Annotated in this window: 15 protein-coding genes and 1 pseudogene; 6 read left to right on the top strand and 10 right to left on the bottom strand. The window is 37.9% G+C overall.

The window, feature by feature from the left end; genetic code table 11:
* Positions 1-25: 25 nt before the first annotated feature.
* The 3 genes from MKY08_RS07050 to MKY08_RS07040 all read right to left on the bottom strand — a co-directional run bounded on the left by MKY08_RS07050 (position 26) and on the right by MKY08_RS07040 (position 3,321).
* Positions 26-763, bottom strand: coding sequence for a LysM peptidoglycan-binding domain-containing protein (locus MKY08_RS07050; RefSeq protein ID WP_069511816.1), 738 nt, complete (start codon positions 761-763; stop codon positions 26-28).
* Positions 764-850: 87 nt separating this feature from the next.
* Positions 851-2,293, bottom strand: coding sequence for an ATP-dependent DNA helicase RecQ (locus MKY08_RS07045; RefSeq protein ID WP_069511818.1), 1,443 nt, complete (start codon positions 2,291-2,293; stop codon positions 851-853).
* Positions 2,293-3,321: a helix-turn-helix domain-containing protein gene (locus MKY08_RS07040; RefSeq protein WP_069511819.1), complete on the bottom strand. Its 1,029-nt coding sequence runs from the start codon at positions 3,319-3,321 to the stop codon at positions 2,293-2,295. The genes MKY08_RS07045 and MKY08_RS07040 overlap by 1 nt, the downstream gene beginning before the upstream one ends.
* Positions 3,322-3,426: 105 nt before the next feature.
* Between MKY08_RS07040 and MKY08_RS07035 the strand changes: the two genes are divergently transcribed.
* A complete protein-coding gene (locus MKY08_RS07035; protein WP_024362357.1) occupies positions 3,427-3,675 on the top strand; it encodes a ferredoxin in 249 nt (82 codons plus the stop codon).
* 210 nt (positions 3,676-3,885) lie between these two features.
* On the top strand, positions 3,886-4,668 hold the full coding sequence (locus tag MKY08_RS07030) for an SDR family oxidoreductase (RefSeq protein WP_081327943.1): 783 nt from the start codon (positions 3,886-3,888) through the stop codon (positions 4,666-4,668).
* A 97-nt stretch (positions 4,669-4,765) separates the two neighbouring features.
* Here the strand turns inward: MKY08_RS07030 and MKY08_RS07025 are convergent.
* Positions 4,766-5,971: pseudogene (locus tag MKY08_RS07025) on the bottom strand (MFS transporter).
* Between the two features lie 301 nt (positions 5,972-6,272).
* On the opposite strand from MKY08_RS07025, the gene MKY08_RS07020 reads away from it, so the two are divergent.
* Together MKY08_RS07020 and MKY08_RS07015 are read left to right on the top strand one after the other, a co-directional pair.
* Entirely contained in the window at positions 6,273-7,097 is an 825-nt protein-coding gene (locus MKY08_RS07020; protein ID WP_024362360.1) for a methyl-accepting chemotaxis protein, read from the top strand.
* Positions 7,098-7,125: 28 nt separating this feature from the next.
* Positions 7,126-7,662: a GNAT family protein gene (locus MKY08_RS07015; RefSeq protein ID WP_069511820.1), complete on the top strand. Its 537-nt coding sequence runs from the start codon at positions 7,126-7,128 to the stop codon at positions 7,660-7,662.
* A gap of 144 nt (positions 7,663-7,806) precedes the next feature.
* Here the strand turns inward: MKY08_RS07015 and MKY08_RS07010 are convergent, their stop codons facing one another.
* Both MKY08_RS07010 and MKY08_RS07005 read right to left on the bottom strand, forming a co-directional pair.
* Positions 7,807-9,363, bottom strand: a complete 1,557-nt coding sequence (locus MKY08_RS07010; RefSeq protein WP_069511821.1) for a flotillin family protein — start codon at positions 9,361-9,363, stop codon at positions 7,807-7,809.
* A gap of 15 nt (positions 9,364-9,378) precedes the next feature.
* Entirely contained in the window at positions 9,379-9,909 is a 531-nt protein-coding gene (locus tag MKY08_RS07005; protein ID WP_069511822.1) for an NfeD family protein, read from the bottom strand.
* 196 nt (positions 9,910-10,105) lie between these two features.
* Between MKY08_RS07005 and MKY08_RS07000 the strand changes: the two genes are divergently transcribed.
* A complete protein-coding gene (locus MKY08_RS07000) occupies positions 10,106-10,486 on the top strand; it encodes a hypothetical protein (RefSeq protein ID WP_069511824.1) in 381 nt (126 codons plus the stop codon).
* Positions 10,487-10,550: 64 nt separating this feature from the next.
* On the opposite strand, the gene MKY08_RS06995 is transcribed toward MKY08_RS07000, so the two are convergent.
* From MKY08_RS06995 to MKY08_RS06980, 4 genes are all read right to left on the bottom strand, one after another.
* A complete protein-coding gene (locus MKY08_RS06995; protein ID WP_069511825.1) occupies positions 10,551-11,285 on the bottom strand; it encodes a hypothetical protein in 735 nt (244 codons plus the stop codon).
* Between the two features lie 100 nt (positions 11,286-11,385).
* On the bottom strand, positions 11,386-12,177 hold the full coding sequence (locus MKY08_RS06990) for a GNAT family N-acetyltransferase (protein WP_069511827.1): 792 nt from the start codon (positions 12,175-12,177) through the stop codon (positions 11,386-11,388).
* Complete coding sequence (abc-f, locus tag MKY08_RS06985; RefSeq protein WP_069511829.1) at positions 12,170-13,975, bottom strand: ABC-F type ribosomal protection protein; 1,806 nt, start codon at positions 13,973-13,975, stop codon at positions 12,170-12,172. The genes MKY08_RS06990 and abc-f overlap by 8 nt, the downstream gene beginning before the upstream one ends.
* Positions 13,976-14,081: 106 nt before the next feature.
* Positions 14,082-14,228: an RAxF-45 family protein gene (locus MKY08_RS06980; RefSeq protein WP_176723186.1), complete on the bottom strand. Its 147-nt coding sequence runs from the start codon at positions 14,226-14,228 to the stop codon at positions 14,082-14,084.
* A gap of 286 nt (positions 14,229-14,514) precedes the next feature.
* Here MKY08_RS06980 and MKY08_RS06975 point away from each other — a divergent pair, with 286 nt between their 5' ends.
* Positions 14,515-16,209 (top strand): methyl-accepting chemotaxis protein, encoded by a 1,695-nt coding sequence (locus MKY08_RS06975; RefSeq protein WP_176723187.1) that lies wholly within the window; start codon positions 14,515-14,517, stop codon positions 16,207-16,209.
* Positions 16,210-16,220 lie beyond the last annotated feature (11 nt).

The following is a 16,220-nucleotide window of genomic DNA, read 5'->3' as shown; positions in this document are numbered from 1 at the left end:
TTGCCAAAGAATGACACCGTTTTTCTTATGGTAGTTTAATGACTTGCCCAACAATTACCGTGTCAGACGTCATACCGTTCGCAGCTCGAATTTTCGCTAGCGTTGCTTCACTACCATCACCGTAGTGATTCAATGCAATACGATATAGATTTTCATTAGGTTTAACTGTATGTGTTTTTACTTGTGTCGCATTTTGCTTTTCTTGTTCTGCTTTACGTGCTTGCTCAGCTTTTTTCGCTTCTTCAGCCTTTTTCGCTGCCTCTGCCTGTTGCTGTGCTTTCTTCGCTTCTTCTGCTTTTTTCGCCTCTTCAGCCTTTTTCGCTTCTTCTGTCTTCTTTGTTTCTTCAGCAGCTTTTTGTTGTGCAGCTAGCTTTTCAGCATCTTTTTGCGCTTGTTCTTTTGCTTGTTCATTTGCCTTATCATCTTTTTCTTTATCCGCTGATGTAGAAGCTTCCGCTTTTCCATCAGTTTTATCAATTTCTACTACAGCATCCATCGTATCTTTTTCAGCTTCTTCAATCGTTTTACCAGGATCATAGAATTGCACAAAATAAATTAATATAGTTAATGGAATTAAGATAAATGTAACAAAAAGAATCGTCATTAAAGGAAATTTACGTTGTTTTGTATTTTTCGGCTTTTTGTTATTACTTCCATTTTTATTCATTCTTGAAACTCTAGATAGATTTTGCTGTTCTTGTTGTTCTTCTTCAAATGACTGACGATGTTCTTCGATTTTATCACGATAGTCTTCTTTACTCATTCGACTTTCCTCCAACCTTGCTACGCATTCTTCTATCATTCTATTATGACGAATTTTGCGAAAAAAGTAAATGACCGTAAGTTTAGTCTAGTCGCTTATTAAAAGCTGTTTTAATCGACTTTCCCACGCCATCATTTCTACTCTCTTCTCTTCCTTCATGCGTACTGTATTGATTTCATCATAATGGATTCCACAATTTTCACAACAGTTTTCAGGTTTTTTCTGCAATTTTTGCCCAAAATACCCGACAAGCTGCTCACGTATACAATTTTTTGTCTTTGTAATTTTTAACATTTCATCTACTGCCTGATATTTTTCAAGTGCGAAATGATGAAGTCGTGCTTTTACTCGTTCTTCAGATTCCTGATGGAGCCAGTAATCTAGCACACGAAAGGCTGTTTCACTCAACTCACCATTTTTTAACATTTGAGAGGGGGCAATACGCTGCCATACAAGTTCTTGATAGCGATCGACATGACTAGATGACGGTAAATCTCCTGTTACTACAAATTTCGCCAGTTCCTCGTCACCATCGCTGTAAAGTAAAATCGCAAGTGCAGGTTTACCATCACGACCTGCGCGCCCAATTTCTTGCATATAATTCGCGACATTGGCAGGCATTGTTTCATGTATCACCTGTCGAATATCTCCCTTATTGATGCCCATGCCAAACGCATTGGTCGCCACAATCCAATCTAACTCTCCATCGATAAACTGCTGTTGAATAAATTGACGGTCCTCCGCGCTATAGCCTGCATGATAAGCGGCAGCTCGCAAACCCGCTTGCATAAACAGTTCACAATATTGCTCAGCACGCTTGCGTGATGACAAATATAAAATACCTGGTCCAGCTGTTTTTTTTACATGTTCCACTATCCATCTTGCTTTATCGGCCCTATCCTCGAAAAGAACACGTCCGAGGTGAATATTTGGACGATCAACATTATACATAAATTCAAACGGTGCATGCAGTGATAGTGTAGCATGAATATCTTTTACTACTTTTTCAGTTGCAGTCGCAGACAACGCTAATACAGGAGGACGATTACCTTGTGAAAACCAGTCGCCGATGCGCAAATAATCCGGACGAAAATCAAATCCCCACTGCGAGATACAATGTGCTTCATCCACAACGATAAGACTTAACGTCATATTTGCTAACTTCTCCTGCACCTGTTGTTGTAACAGCATCTCTGGCGATGTGAAAATAAAGCGATACTGTTCTAAAAAATGGAGTGCATATCGTTTTTCTTCTACTGTTAAAAATGAATTTAATGCTACTACTCTTTTTTCACCAAATCGCTTCAGTTGCTCTACTTGATCTTGCATTAAAGACAATAACGGAGACACTATTAACACTGGTTTTTGCAATAAATAAGCGGGCAACTGATAGCACAATGACTTACCCATACCAGTTGGCAATAACGCAATGACATCTTTCCCGCTAAGAATTGCTTCAATTACCTCTTTTTGACCTGGCCGAAAGGTGGAATAACCGAAATATTTTGCTAATGTTTGCTCTAGTTCCATTATACTTCTCCTTTCGCGAGGACAAGTCTGAGCTGGAAATAACTCAAGTCATTGACCACTTCATGCAATGCCTTTAATTTCTTTGTTTGATATTGCTTGGAAGCCTGCCAAACTTTTTCCGCTTCCTCATAAGAGACGAACGGACCAATCGAAAAGTTCGGTTCGTTCATTGCTATTTCAACTAAATGATCTTCAATTGTACTTTGTTTCAACTTTCTAATTTGTACAATTTGCTCAATTGAATACCCTTGGTCATATAAATAGGCAGTTTGCTGTGTCGAATCTGTCAACAATGCCTTTACTCGCAATTCTTCTGCTATTTTGCCAAGCAACGGGTAGTTGTTTGTTGCATGCACTTCATTCAATAGTGTATGTAGTAACTCAATAAATGCTAATTGACTATCAAGTACCGTTTCTTTGCGTTCACTGGAAAGTTGCTGCCATGTCCAACCTGGTAAACTATAGCCACTCAATCGATAAAGAGCAAGTTGCTTATTGCTTTCAGAAACGGCTAGTGTTGCGAACACACGCAAGCATTCATCTAGTAATTGCTGTTGCAAATGCCCTGATTGATACTGCTGGTCTTGTAAAAAAGCACGTACCCATGATTGTACTTGTGTATCTTTACTTATAGGTGAAAATGACCGAATCCCCTCTTTTTGATAGGACAAACTTTGTACAACTAAGGAAAGCCGTGCAAAAAACACCTGTTCATTTCCTCGATAATGCCAACCGTCAAATAAAAAAGATGGTGTTTGCGCTGCTCGCTGTAAACCTAGCTTTTTCATGGAATAGTGACCTGATTCCTGCATAATTAACCAACTATATTGCAAAAAGGTAGAAACAGCTTCATCAAATATCGCACGAGGCAGCTTTGGGAGTAATCCAAAATAGTTATGTAACTGAAACAGTCCAACATCTTGAATGGTCTGGCCTGAACGCTTTCCTCTAAGGATATGATAGGCCGCTGAAACGGTACGTTCGTTATTTAGTTTTTGAAAGATTTGCAATAAAATTTGATAAAACATTGAAGCAAATTCCTCCAATTTAATAGTATTAGGTTGAAATGTCAGTTAAACATCTTTAAAATGAGTATGAAGCTTTGTAGGAACATCGTAAAAGGAGAGAAAGAAATGGCTAAATACACAATTGTTGATAAAGATACATGCATCGCTTGTGGCGCATGCGGAGCCGCAGCACCAGATATTTATGATTATGATGATGAAGGAATTGCCTTCGTTATTTTAGATGATAACATGGGAACTGCTGAAGTTCCAGAAGATCTATTAGAAGACATGCAAGATGCTTTTGAAGGTTGCCCAACTGATTCTATCAAAGTGGCTGACGAACCTTTTGACGGCGACTCTTTAAAATTCGAATAGTCTATACCTTACTAAAAAGGCATCCAATAAAGGGTGCCTTTTTTTATGCATATGTCATTAACAAACTCAATGTTTCCTAGAATTGAAGAGCGCATTGAAATCAATTTTATGCCCTTTTCATCTTGTTATTGCAACCATAATTTATGTATGATAAGATTTTAGTAGTTGGTACTAATAACAGATATTATTTCGTAAAGGGGATTCTTATAAATGATGGATAATTTATTACAATTAAAAGATAAAAATATTGTCGTAATGGGCGTTGCAAACGATCGCAGTATTGCTTGGGGGATTGCTAAACGTTTATTTGATGTAGGGGCAAACGTGATTTTCACGTATCGTCAGGAACGTTCTTTAAAAAAATTACAAAAACAACTTGAAAACTATGGGCATGCAGATGCTCTTGTTGTGCAATGCGATGTGAACAGTGATGAAAGCACAAAAGCAGCATTCGATGAAATCGGTTCAAAAGTTGGCGTTATCCACGGTATTGTGCACTCAGTAGCATTTGCCAATGCAGAAGATTTACACAATCGCTTTTTAGAAACAACTCGTGATGGCTATGCATTTGCCCAAGATACAAGCGCCTATTCCCTTATTTCAACAGCAAAAGCAGCACATCCATACATGACAGAAGGCGGCTCTATTGTAACAATGAGTTACCTAGGTGCAGAACGTGTACTTGATGGCTACAACGTAATGGGTGTTGCCAAAGCTGCATTAGAAGCATCTATGCGCTACCTTGCTGCTGATATTGGTCAAGACAATATCCGTGTCAATGCAATATCTGCAGGTGCTATTCGTACACTTGCTGCGAAAGGTGTTCCTTCATTTAATACAATTTTACACAAAATTGAAGAGACAGCACCGTTAAAACGTAATGTTCAACAAGATGAAGTAGCTGATATGACAATCGTGATGTTATCTCACTTATCACGTGGTGTAACAGGCGAAACAATCTATATTGACGCAGGCTATAATATTATGGGTTAACACCTAAAAAGTGTTAGATTGACGACAATCAATCTAACACTTTTTCTTTGCTCGCTTTTATTAATGCCTAGTTGTAAAACTAACTTAGCACCTCAATCTAATGCCCAGTAAGGAACCGTTGTTTGGCAATAATGCTTTTTAAAACAAATGTTAGCCCACAAGCAATGACTAAAAAGATCGTGATCATTGCAACCACACCAAACCAACCAAAATGCATCCAAAATATGCCCCCTACCGTCCCACCGACACTAGAGCCAAAATAGTAGAAAAATAAATATAAAGAAGATGCTTGTGCTTTATCATGAGTAGCTCGTTTGCTCACCCATCCACTTGCGATTGAATGGGCTGCAAAAAAGCCAAAGGTAAACACTGTAATCCCTACTATTTTTAATAGTAGTAGACCTTGTAAAGTAATAATGGCACCAGCAAGCATAATTGCAATGGCTAACAATAACATTTTTTGTCGCCCAAAACGATCAGCTAAACTGCCAAACCACGCGGAGCTAAATGTCCCGACTAAATAAATTACAAATATCCAACCGACAATTGTGGCACTCAAATGATAGGGAGGTGCCATTAATTTAAAACCAATATAATTGTAAAGTGTCACAAAGCTTCCCATTAGCACAAAGCTAATAGCAAACAAGCACTGCATGGATGGATCCTTTAAATGCTGCATAAGTGATTTGGTTAAAGCTTTTATTTGTAACGGCCGTGCCGAAAAATGCTGCGAGTTCGGTAGCATCCAGACAAATAACACACTAATGATTAAACTAATAACACCAAGTACAATCATACCAACCTGCCAGTTATAAAGATCTGTTAATGTACCAATAATGACACGTCCACTAAGACCACCTACAGAATTACCACTTATGTAAAGTCCCATTGCAATACCAAGGCTAGATGGGTTCATTTCCTCTCCTAAATAAGCCATCGCAATTGCTGGTAAGCCTGCAAACACTACACCTTGAATAACACGCAATACTAATATTGTTTCAAAATTCGGTGAAAAAGCGAGTGCTAACGTCAAAATGGATGCGGCAAATATCGAAAGCGTCATTAATGACTTTCTTCCCCACGCCTCAGAGAATGAGCCGACAATGATCATACTAATTGACAGTGCCAATGTAGTCACCGATAGTGACAAACTCGCAACTGCTGGCGAGACATGAAATTCCTCTGCAAATGTCGGTAACAATGGCTGCGAAACGTATAAATTCGCAAAGGTAATAAATCCAGCTAAAAATTAAGCCCAATTTGCTTTGTGGAATGCCTTTGTTCCTTTCTCTATATAATCCATTTCAATCTCCTTCCATTTACGAGTCCATCTATCTATTATTCTAATACAATATTCTCTAAAATACATTGTAAATTGTCAAAAAATAGACAAAAACAAAAATCATCTTTATATTTTCCACCATTTTTATTTGACAATTCTATAGATTGCTAAATGGTAGTCTTTCTATTTTCTCTAAGTAATCCATTTAGTAGTAAGAACAGTAATTTAATGTTAAATGCATGTTTTTGCTATGTTGAATTCGGCATTAATATGCTACAGTGAGTAATATAATGACTGTTATTCTACAATTTGGAGGTATTTCATGAAAATAATCGAAGCTTTAGCACAATCAGCGCACTATATCCATCTTGCATTAAAAGAAGAAGCCATTGTAGCTGTCGTTGATAAAGAAAGTGAAACAGTTGTAAAATATTTAGCAGGCAAACGTGTTGACTCAGGTTATGTAGATGGGCAACAAGTAAATGCAAATGATCAAAATGTTTACATCGCCTTTACTGGAAAAAATGCAGATGTCATCATACCCGAGGATGTATATGGCATTGCCATTAACGCCTTTGCATTCCCAATTCGAGAAAATGGCAAAGTGATCGGCGCTCTAGCGTTTGGACTTCCTATCGATAATGAGCTAAAACTCGAACATTATATGAATACAATGGATAGTATCGTCTATAACCTTCAAGATAAAGTACATAACATCGCCTCTCATTCGGAGGAGTTAGCTGCCACGAGTGAGGAAATTAATAAACAGGCACAACATGCCCTAGAAGATTCTGAAAAAACAAATGATGTCACAGATTTAATAAAAAACATTTCTCAACAGACAAATTTACTTGGCTTAAATGCCTCGATTGAAGCTGCACGTGCGGGTCAGCATGGAGCTGGTTTTAATATCGTAGCACAGGAAGTTAGAAAACTTTCTTTTGAAACGTCAAGTGCCACGGAAAATATTGAAGCTTCTCTGCGCAATATTACTAGAAATCTTGATAATTTAAAGAAAAACATGGGTCAAATCTCCGACGCAACTAATGAACAAGCACAACTTGTCCAAGATTTTAGTGAAATTATTGACGAACTCACAACATTAAGTCAAGAAATGAAGGGCTTTATGCATAATGCCTTGAAATAAACTACGGAAACGGAGGGCTACAAAACCAATGCAGATTACAATCAATCACGAACTAATGTTAAGAACCATCACGCTAGATGATGCAGAAACGGTTTTCGCACTAACAGATACATCGAGAGCATATTTACGGGAATGGTTACCATGGTTAGATTTCACAAAGGAACTAGCGGATACAAAAGGCTATATAGAAGGCTGTATTGCTGGCTATGAAGCAAAAAGTAGTATGTCCTTTGTGCTTATTTTCCGCGATAAAATTGTAGGCATTGCGGGTTTTAATACGATTAATCATGCAAATAAAATTGCAGCCATTGGCTATTGGCTTAGTGCAGATGCTCAAGGGCACGGCATTATGACGACAACAGTACAAGCGCTATTACAGTATGCTTTTGTCGAGCTCCAGTTAAACAAAGTGGAAATCCGTGTTGCTGTTGGCAATACAAAAAGTCGCGCGATTCCGGAGCGACTTGGTTTTAAAACGGAAGGAACAATTCGCGCGGCAGAATGGCTATACGATCACTATGTGGATCACGTCGTTTACGGCATGCTTGCGAGCGAATGGACATAAGCATCGGTACTATTGGGTAACGAGATTCGCCGCTAATAGTAATTGGCTTTGCGCCACTATTACTTCATCCATCGCCATTAAAAGTTCCACTTAGCATAAAAAAGCTACCTAATCCCGAAGTTTTAGGTAGCTTTTCTTACTATTTTATTGTTCGACGGTTTCTTTTACTTGTTCTGTCGTCACAACAGGCTCTGGCTTTTTCACTAGCTCCGTTGCAATACGCTCAAGCTCTGGACGCAATGTATGCTTGCCCGCATAGCTTTCGATTAACTCCTTCATATCAATACCGGAAGTTTCCTTTAATGTTTCTTGCAAGGTTGACATTAAATTCGTTGCATAAGAAGTGACCTTGTTCGCGCCACTGCCTCCTTCTCCACCACCCGTGTCAACAACTGTAATTTTGTCAATATTGCCAAGTGGACTTGCAAGCTCTTTTGCATACTCAGGCATCATGCGTACAACCATATCAAGGACAGCTGCTTGACCGTAGTATTCAAAGGCTTCCGCAATTTTACGTTTTGCTTCCGCTTCCGCTAGACCACGAAGACGAATAATATCGGCATCTGTTTCACCTTGCGCACGCTCAGCATCCGCTTTCGCAATACCATCTAAACGTATTTTCTCTGCTTCCGCTTTTGCTAACGACTCAATACGATATTTTTCCGCATCTGCCTGTGCAAGCTCACGCATTTTTTCTGCCTCTGCATTTTGCTCAACTGCATAGCGGTCGGCATCTGCCTTTTTCTTCACTTCTGAATCATATTGCTTTTCACGACGTAGAATCTCTTTTTCTTCTAATTCAATTTGCTTTTGACGTTCAATAATGCGAATTTGCATTTCTTGCTCCGTTACTTCCTGCTTCGCACGTGCCGTTTCTAATTCATAAGCTTGGTCAGCACGCGCTTTGGCTATATCTTGTTCACGACGGAATTCCGCCACTTTTAATTGATTTTCTTTTTCCGCTTCCGCAATTTCTGTTGCCCGTTCTAGCTCGGCTTTTTGCGCTTCTTTTGATGCTTCTGCTCGTTTAATGCGCGTTTCTTTTTCTGCCTCGGCAGTTGCAATATCTGCATCACGTTTCACTTGTGCAATTCTTGGCTTCCCTAGTGAATCAAGGTAACCATTTTTATCACGCACATCTTTAATTGTAAAGGACACAATAACAAGACCCATCTTCGCTAAATCTTGAGAAGCTACACGTTGTACCTCTTGCGAAAATTTATCTCGATTTTTATAAATTTCCTCAACTGTCATCGATCCTAAAATAGAACGTAAATGTCCTTCTAATACTTCACGTGCTTCCCCTTCACGTTCTGCCTTTTGCTTTCCTAAAAACTGTTCAGCCGCTGTAGCGATTTCTGAAATGGAACCACCAATTTTAATAATCGCTGTACCATCCGCCATTACGGGAACACCTTGCTCTGTATAAACTTCAGGCGTTGTCACTTCTAACTTACTTGATAATAGGCTTAATGGTTGTGCTTGCTGGAAAATTGGGAAGACAAATGTACCGCCCCCACGAATAATTTTAATACGGTTTCCCGACTCATCTTTATGTACATTTTTTGAGCCAAGATAGCTACCTGTCACAATCAGTGCCTCATCAGGACCCGCTGTACGATACTTTGTTACATACAGTGCCACTAGTGCGATTAAAATAAATGCTACAATTCCCAAGACAATTAAAATCTCCATTGACATTACTGTATCTCTCCTTTATATAAACTTTTTTTCATAGGCTCTTACAAAAAGAGTGCCTTCCTTCACTTCAACAACAAGGACGGTCGAATCATAATCAATGACCTCATTGTCATAGCCTGCTGCGCGCTTTGCAATCATACCGCTCGTTGTCTCAATAACAACTTCACCAAAGCCATCTTCTGGTATTGGTACAATCACTTTACCTAACTGCCCCTCAAGAGATTGTTCCGTATAGGCTAATGAAACATCCGCTGATTTTAGTGGAACAAGAATAAATAAATAAAATAGGGCACTTAAAATCACGCCGATGATAGCAGCCACACCTATGTTCCATACGCTAGGGAAAAAGGCTAACTTTTCTAATATAAATCCAGCTGCTGACATCAATGTTAAGAATGATAAAATGACACTTGGATTAAAAATCGGTAGACCATCCCCAATGCCCTCGACTACTTCGCCGAAAAACATAAACAAAATCGTTGCAAGTCCCGCGAAAATTAATACCACCAAATAAATTTGTTCGAGTGAATAGCCAAATAGCGTCAAGTTGTTCACCCCTTTTCATCATATTACCTACTATACGGATGCCCTAAGAAAAAAGTTTCATAATTTTTAAGATTATCAAAATTTTTAAAATTAAGAAGCAAGCATTTATCCCTTGTCATTCTTTTGCGTATTTTTATTTCTTCAACTCAAACCATGTTACAATAGAAAAGAATAAAGGCATCGAAGGAGATATTGCATGAAGCGATCAACAATTATTAATGTTTGTATTTTCATTTTTTTCACTTTACTATTCGTCAATGATTTTTTCCCTGCCACTCCGTTAGCAGAAATATTGTCGAAAAAAATTATTCTTGTTATATTAATTGTCCTAGTAGGTATAAATCTAGTGACTTCAAAAGGTACATATAAAAAGCTATCCAAAAAAGCATATGCTGGTTTAACACTCTATACAGTTGGTCTTTGGATTGTGCTAACATTATTAGGTGGCGAGTCCGAAATTGGCTTATCCTATAATAGCCCTATCTTCTATCTTATCGTAATTGTACTTGGGTTTGACTTATTACGAGTTTATCGCCAATGGAAGCGTGAAGAAGCAGAAAAAAATAATGCAAAATAAAAGCATGTTGCCAATTAGTGTTCATTACTAATTGGCGACATGCCCTTTTTTGTATATAGCTAGTTTAAGATTCTAGTACATTTAAAATCGTATCGAGCTCATTGACGGCATGGTCTAACCGTTCCTTCGCCTCAATGTTTTGTTGCTTTAACTGACTGAACTCTAATAAATTTTTTTCATGCTTTAATTTAATAGAAGATAAGCGCTCAATGCGTGCTTCTACTTTGTCAATTGCTTGCTCACAAACGCTCATCCATAATTTTTCCGATTGCTGAATTTCTGTCGTGGATGGATTGTGCTGACGCATAATGCGTGCATATATTGCTTCTATTTGCTCAATCATTTCACTATAAAAATGACGTTCAACTCGCGTAGTTTGGAACGTTGGATGCTCTATATCTTTTGCATATGGCGTAATTTGACGTAATAGCTTTCCAGCATTTTCACCAAAACTATGCGATAAATTCAATACATTCATCAATTGCAATAATAAGCGAACTTCTTCAAGATTAATAAGCTGTGAATCGATATTTTCTTTGACTTTTAGCGACTCCATATAGCGGCGATCGAAATGTTCAATTTCCCCTTTATGTTGCTCTACTAAATGGGCACTCGCATTTTCTTTTAAACTTTTAATATATCGGATTGCATGACTTCTTAGCTCCTCCATTGAAAGCATGTTGTCATTATCTTGTTGTGGTTTTCCTCGTTGAACATACGCAAATGCATCCACTTTTCGGGGCCATTTTGCTTCTTGGTTTTTTTCTGAGACATTGTAGCGTATATAAATTCCGTGCATTCCATATCCTCCAAGTCCATTTAACAAGTATCTCTAAAGACAATAAATCGAATACCACTTTTTTTCAAGTAATTTACCTTCAAAATTTACGGATACATGTTTATTTTGCAGACCTTATTTCTTGAATCGTCTTCCCTTCTGTAAAGGCATGTATTGATTTTATTTTACCAAAAGAATAAAAATTTGCCTTTTCATATACTTTAGCGACTTGCTCATTAATAGGCAATATCCAAAGATGTTCTAAGTTTCTTTTAACAGCTTCTTTTTGAATATGCTGCAATACATAACCAATTAATCCTCTTCCGCGATAGCTTTCTAATGTTGCAACACTTTCAACTCGACCTTGACGACCAGATATAAACAAATTGGCCGTACAGCAAGGAACACCATCCATTTTTAATAAATAGTACGTAAAATGCGGTGAACGGTACATGTTATCGAACGCCTTTTTTATTAAAGCAGGCTCACCAAATGTAGAAATACTCATTTCAACTTCTAGTGCTTCTTGTACATTTGTATCTGCCACACGTTCAATGCGAATCGCTGGATTATTCGGTAATATAACATTTTCGCCATTCCAACATTGGATATCATTCGTAAAAGACTCATATTGAAAACCATGTGATGATAATGCATCCACACAGTGATGATTTTCCTCAACATTATATAAATACATTCTCGGAATCAAGCCTTTTGAGTGATAGAATTGTTTTATACTAGTTAAAAATGTCTTTGCTTGCTCTACTCTCTTCCATATATGTGCATGGTTGGCGTCATAGTACATAGGCATTTCCTTATTGTAAAAAAATACTCCTTCAGAACATCGTTCCATTTCACTAAATTCATTGATATAGTCAATGTCTAACTGCATAATGTCTTCGAGCTTATGCATGTGCTGTTCCTCCTTCCAACCATTTAACATATAGAGCTTCTAGCTGTTGTTCCAATTTTTGACGTTGCTCTTTAGCAAGTGTTGGTTCTTTTAATTTGACCTCTACCTTTTCAATTTGTTCTTCAATCGGAATTTCCTTAACACTGTGTTCATTTGTCTTTGTGCTACTGTCCACTTTTACTTCTGGCACTTGCTCAACAAGAACATGCTTTGTTCTTGCCCATTCATAATCCCCTTCATATACATAAATCGTTTGTTGCTCAATCCATGCAATTTTTGTAAAGATTTTTTGTAAGAAGTAGCGGTCATGAGATACACCAACAATAGTACCTGTAAAGGATTCAAGGGTGTCTTCTAATACCTCTCTTGCTTCTATATCTAAATGGTTAGTCGGTTCATCTAAAATAAGTAAATTAATATCTTCATGCATTAATTGCGCGAGACGCAGACGCATCTTTTCCCCACCACTTAAGTCCTTCACTTTCTTAAAGACATCGTATCCATAAAACAGAAACTGTGCTAACAAATGACGCGCCTCTGCTTCTGATACGGATACACATTCTCGAAAGGCATCAATTAAACGAATGGCAGGATTTTCATGGTCAAATTGCTGCGATAAATATCCTATTTTTACACTACTACCTACTTTACACTCTCCTTGATTCGGTACTATCTCCCCTAACATCATTTTTAGCAAGGTTGATTTTCCACTACCATTATTGCCTATAATCGCGAGACGTTCGCCAAAATAGACCGATAGATGACTATTCTTAAATAATGACTTATCAAATGCATGACTTATCGCCTTCATTTGTATCACTTCTTTTCCACTACGTTCAGCCATCGTTAACGCGAGATTCATTTTCTTTTTTGTACCAGGTTTTTTAACTCGTTCTATACGATTCAATGCCTTTTCCATACTTTTAGCACGGCGAAACAATGCGGCATTCGGTGGATTCGCTTCATTTGCCCACTGTCTTAAACGTTTAATCGCTTCTTGCATCTTCTTAATTTTCTTTTGCTGTTCCTCATATTCAGCAAATTGCTGTTCAACTTTCGCTTCTTTCTGTGCAGTAAAATCATCATAATTTCCTGCATAAGTTAACGCCTCTCCATCCTCAATTTCAATGATTTTTTGCGCTACATGATTCATAAATTGACGATCATGCGAAACAGCAATGACAATGCCAGCAAAGTGTTGTACATAGTGTTCGAGCCACTCAATTGCTTGCATATCTAAATGATTGGTTGGTTCATCTAAAAGTAAAATAGATGGGTTACTTAAAAGCATTTGACCTAGCATTACCTTTGTTTTTTCGCCACCGCTTATGCTTGCAAAGGGCACAGAAAGTAAAGACGTAATATTAAGTCCATTTGCAATAGCAGCTAATTGCGCATCGACTTCATAGCCCCCCTGTAGCATAAATTGTTCCTGAACTTGACCATATTGTTGTAACACTTTGTCCGTACCATCCACTTGCATGGCCTGTTCCAGTGTGGTCATTTTTGCCTTCAACTTGTAGATGTCAGCAAATGCTTCCTCCAGTACTTCTTTCACAGTAAGCAAAGGATAGCTTGGAATTTGGTGTAAATAGCCGATAGTTGCTCCTTTACTTTTAATAATACGTCCAGCATCAGGTGTATCGAGCCCTGCTAACAATTGCAGTAAAGTTGTTTTTCCACTACCATTGACACCCACAATCGCTACATGTTCCCCTTTTTTGATTTCCAGTTGTAGTCCTTCAAATAATACATTGCCACCGATGATTTTTTGTATTTGTTCAGCCTTTATTTGCATTGTTTTTTCCTCCATAAAACGTGCGAAAAAACATTTCTAGACAACAAAAAAGACTGCTCAATTAACAAGCAGTCTTTTTCTTCAATATATGTGTGAAAAAGAATGGTTAATTCGCTACGTTTAGTATTTGATTTTGCTTAAAAATAGACAGACTTATCCCGTTGTTAGCAAAATCGAAAGTTTGAACACGTGTAAAATAAATAGCTATATCAATTTCTATGTTTACACCTGTTCTCGTAGCGTTTATATTCATTCCTTTTCACCTCCGTTCGAATTAGTTAGGTATAGCATACCATATTCCATATAATTTGGGAATGTCTAAATTCCACAACTGGAACAACCATCATTACAAAATCCCACTATTTAACAATGAAATAATCTAAATGTCACTAATTATATTTAATTTTGAAATATACAAATAGCGTAAGTAATTATATACTAGTAAAAATACAATGTTTTCCTGAAATACATACAATTACAGCAAGTTACTTTGCAACACTTGCTGTCTATTTATGTGGACAAAAACGTGGAGGGAATCTATGAAAAATTTAACGATGCAAATGAAAATGAGCTTGTTGATTGTAACAGTTATTTTATTTGTTTTAATTGCTGTTGGAATTGTCAATACAAGCGAAATGAAAACGACCATTGAAGCAGAAAATAAAGTACGCCTTAGTCAAATCTATGATTTAAGTGTTTATAATTTGGATCAAACATTACCTGGTGAATGGCATTTAAAAAATGGAGAGCTTTACAAAGGTGACGCTAAAATAGCAGAGGAAACTGCATTAATTGATAAATTAGGAGAGTTATCCCACGCAGCTATTACTATTTTTGCTCAAGATACACGAGTTAACACAAATATACTGGTTGATGGACAACGTGCGATTGGCACAACAGCCGATCCTAAAGTGACAGAAGCCGTGCTTACACAAGGAAACCTTTACAAAGGAGCAGCTGATGTAGTTGGCAAACCTTATTTTACACAGTATGGCCCAATTCAAAATGCGAACGGGGAAACGATAGGTATGATTTTCGCAGGTGTTCCTTCCTCTGAAATCAATGCTATCGAACAAAAAATGCTTCTCAAAATGGGGGTTGTTGCCATCATTGCGGCAATTATTGCTGTCATTGCCGGAACATTGCTCGTGCGTAATATTGTCAAGCCTTTAAAGCGTTTGAATACGCAATTGGAAACCATTTCTGCTGGCGAAGGCGATTTAACGCAACAGTTAGTTGTTACAACGAAAGATGAAATCGGAGATCTTGCTAAATCCTTTAATGCAATGCTTGCAACACTCCGAAAAATGATGCAACAAGTTGATGAAACAGCCAATGAAGTCTCGGCATCATCTGCTGAGCTTTCTGCAACAGCAGGCTCTACAACAAGAACAACGGAACAACTAACAGCCAATATGCAAGAATTAGCGAGCGGTGCAAGCACCCAAAAACAAAGCGCCAATGAAAATGCAGAAGCCATGCAGGATATTGCAGGCGGTATTCAGCTTGTAACGGAAACAAATATGGAAGTTTCATCTCATGCTTCAGAAGCGTTTGATACGGCGAAATATGGCGAAAAAACAGCACATGCCATGCAAACTCAAATGCATGCTATGACAGAAGCCGTCTTACAAAGCGTCAATTCAATCGTAGCATTAGATAAACACGCCAATACAATTGGAGACATTGTAGAGGTTATTCATGCCATAGCTGATCAAACAAACTTACTTGCTTTAAATGCATCTATAGAAGCTGCACGTGCTGGAGAACATGGCAAAGGCTTTGCTGTTGTAGCAGAGGAAGTTCGTAAATTAGCCGAGCAATCTAAAACATCTGCCGCTCAAATTACCGAGACTATTCATACAATGCAACAATTAGCAAAAGAAGCAAGCGACTATATGCAACAAAGTGAAAAAGAAGCCGCTTCAAGTGTAGAAATAGTTCGTACAACAAATAGCGCATTTGAGAACATTACAACAAAAGTAGCGGTAGTCACACATAAAATTCAGGAAGTTTCTGGTATTGCAGAGGAGCTATATGCGCGTATAGAACAAGCCAATGCCTCTACCCAAATCATGGCTGAAATTGCGGTTGATGCACGCGAACAATCAAAGGTCGTGACCCAAATCGCCGAGACAAATCTTTACTCTATGGAAGACATTAATAACGCAGCTACAACACTTACAAAAAATGCCGAAACACTCCAAAACTTAATTCATCAGTTTAAATATTGAGGCCAAAAGGT

Source organism: Lysinibacillus sp. FSL M8-0337, from assembly GCF_038593855.1.
Lineage (GTDB): Bacteria > Bacillota > Bacilli > Bacillales_A > Planococcaceae > Lysinibacillus > Lysinibacillus sphaericus_D.
This window is presented reverse-complemented; position numbering and strand designations above follow the sequence as displayed.

Coding starts and splice junctions, on each gene's coding strand:
- MKY08_RS07050 (WP_069511816.1), bottom strand. CDS start 763: ATGAGTAAAGAAGACTATCGTGATAAAATCGAAGAACATCGTCAGTCA.
- MKY08_RS07045 (WP_069511818.1), bottom strand. CDS start 2,293: ATGGAACTAGAGCAAACATTAGCAAAATATTTCGGTTATTCCACCTTT.
- MKY08_RS07040 (WP_069511819.1), bottom strand. CDS start 3,321: ATGTTTTATCAAATTTTATTGCAAATCTTTCAAAAACTAAATAACGAA.
- MKY08_RS07035 (WP_024362357.1), top strand. CDS start 3,427: ATGGCTAAATACACAATTGTTGATAAAGATACATGCATCGCTTGTGGC.
- MKY08_RS07030 (WP_081327943.1), top strand. CDS start 3,886: ATGATGGATAATTTATTACAATTAAAAGATAAAAATATTGTCGTAATG.
- MKY08_RS07020 (WP_024362360.1), top strand. CDS start 6,273: ATGAAAATAATCGAAGCTTTAGCACAATCAGCGCACTATATCCATCTT.
- MKY08_RS07015 (WP_069511820.1), top strand. CDS start 7,126: ATGCAGATTACAATCAATCACGAACTAATGTTAAGAACCATCACGCTA.
- MKY08_RS07010 (WP_069511821.1), bottom strand. CDS start 9,363: ATGTCAATGGAGATTTTAATTGTCTTGGGAATTGTAGCATTTATTTTA.
- MKY08_RS07000 (WP_069511824.1), top strand. CDS start 10,106: ATGAAGCGATCAACAATTATTAATGTTTGTATTTTCATTTTTTTCACT.
- MKY08_RS06995 (WP_069511825.1), bottom strand. CDS start 11,285: ATGCACGGAATTTATATACGCTACAATGTCTCAGAAAAAAACCAAGAA.
- MKY08_RS06990 (WP_069511827.1), bottom strand. CDS start 12,177: ATGCATAAGCTCGAAGACATTATGCAGTTAGACATTGACTATATCAAT.
- abc-f (WP_069511829.1), bottom strand. CDS start 13,975: ATGCAAATAAAGGCTGAACAAATACAAAAAATCATCGGTGGCAATGTA.
- MKY08_RS06980 (WP_176723186.1), bottom strand. CDS start 14,228: ATGAATATAAACGCTACGAGAACAGGTGTAAACATAGAAATTGATATA.
- MKY08_RS06975 (WP_176723187.1), top strand. CDS start 14,515: ATGAAAAATTTAACGATGCAAATGAAAATGAGCTTGTTGATTGTAACA.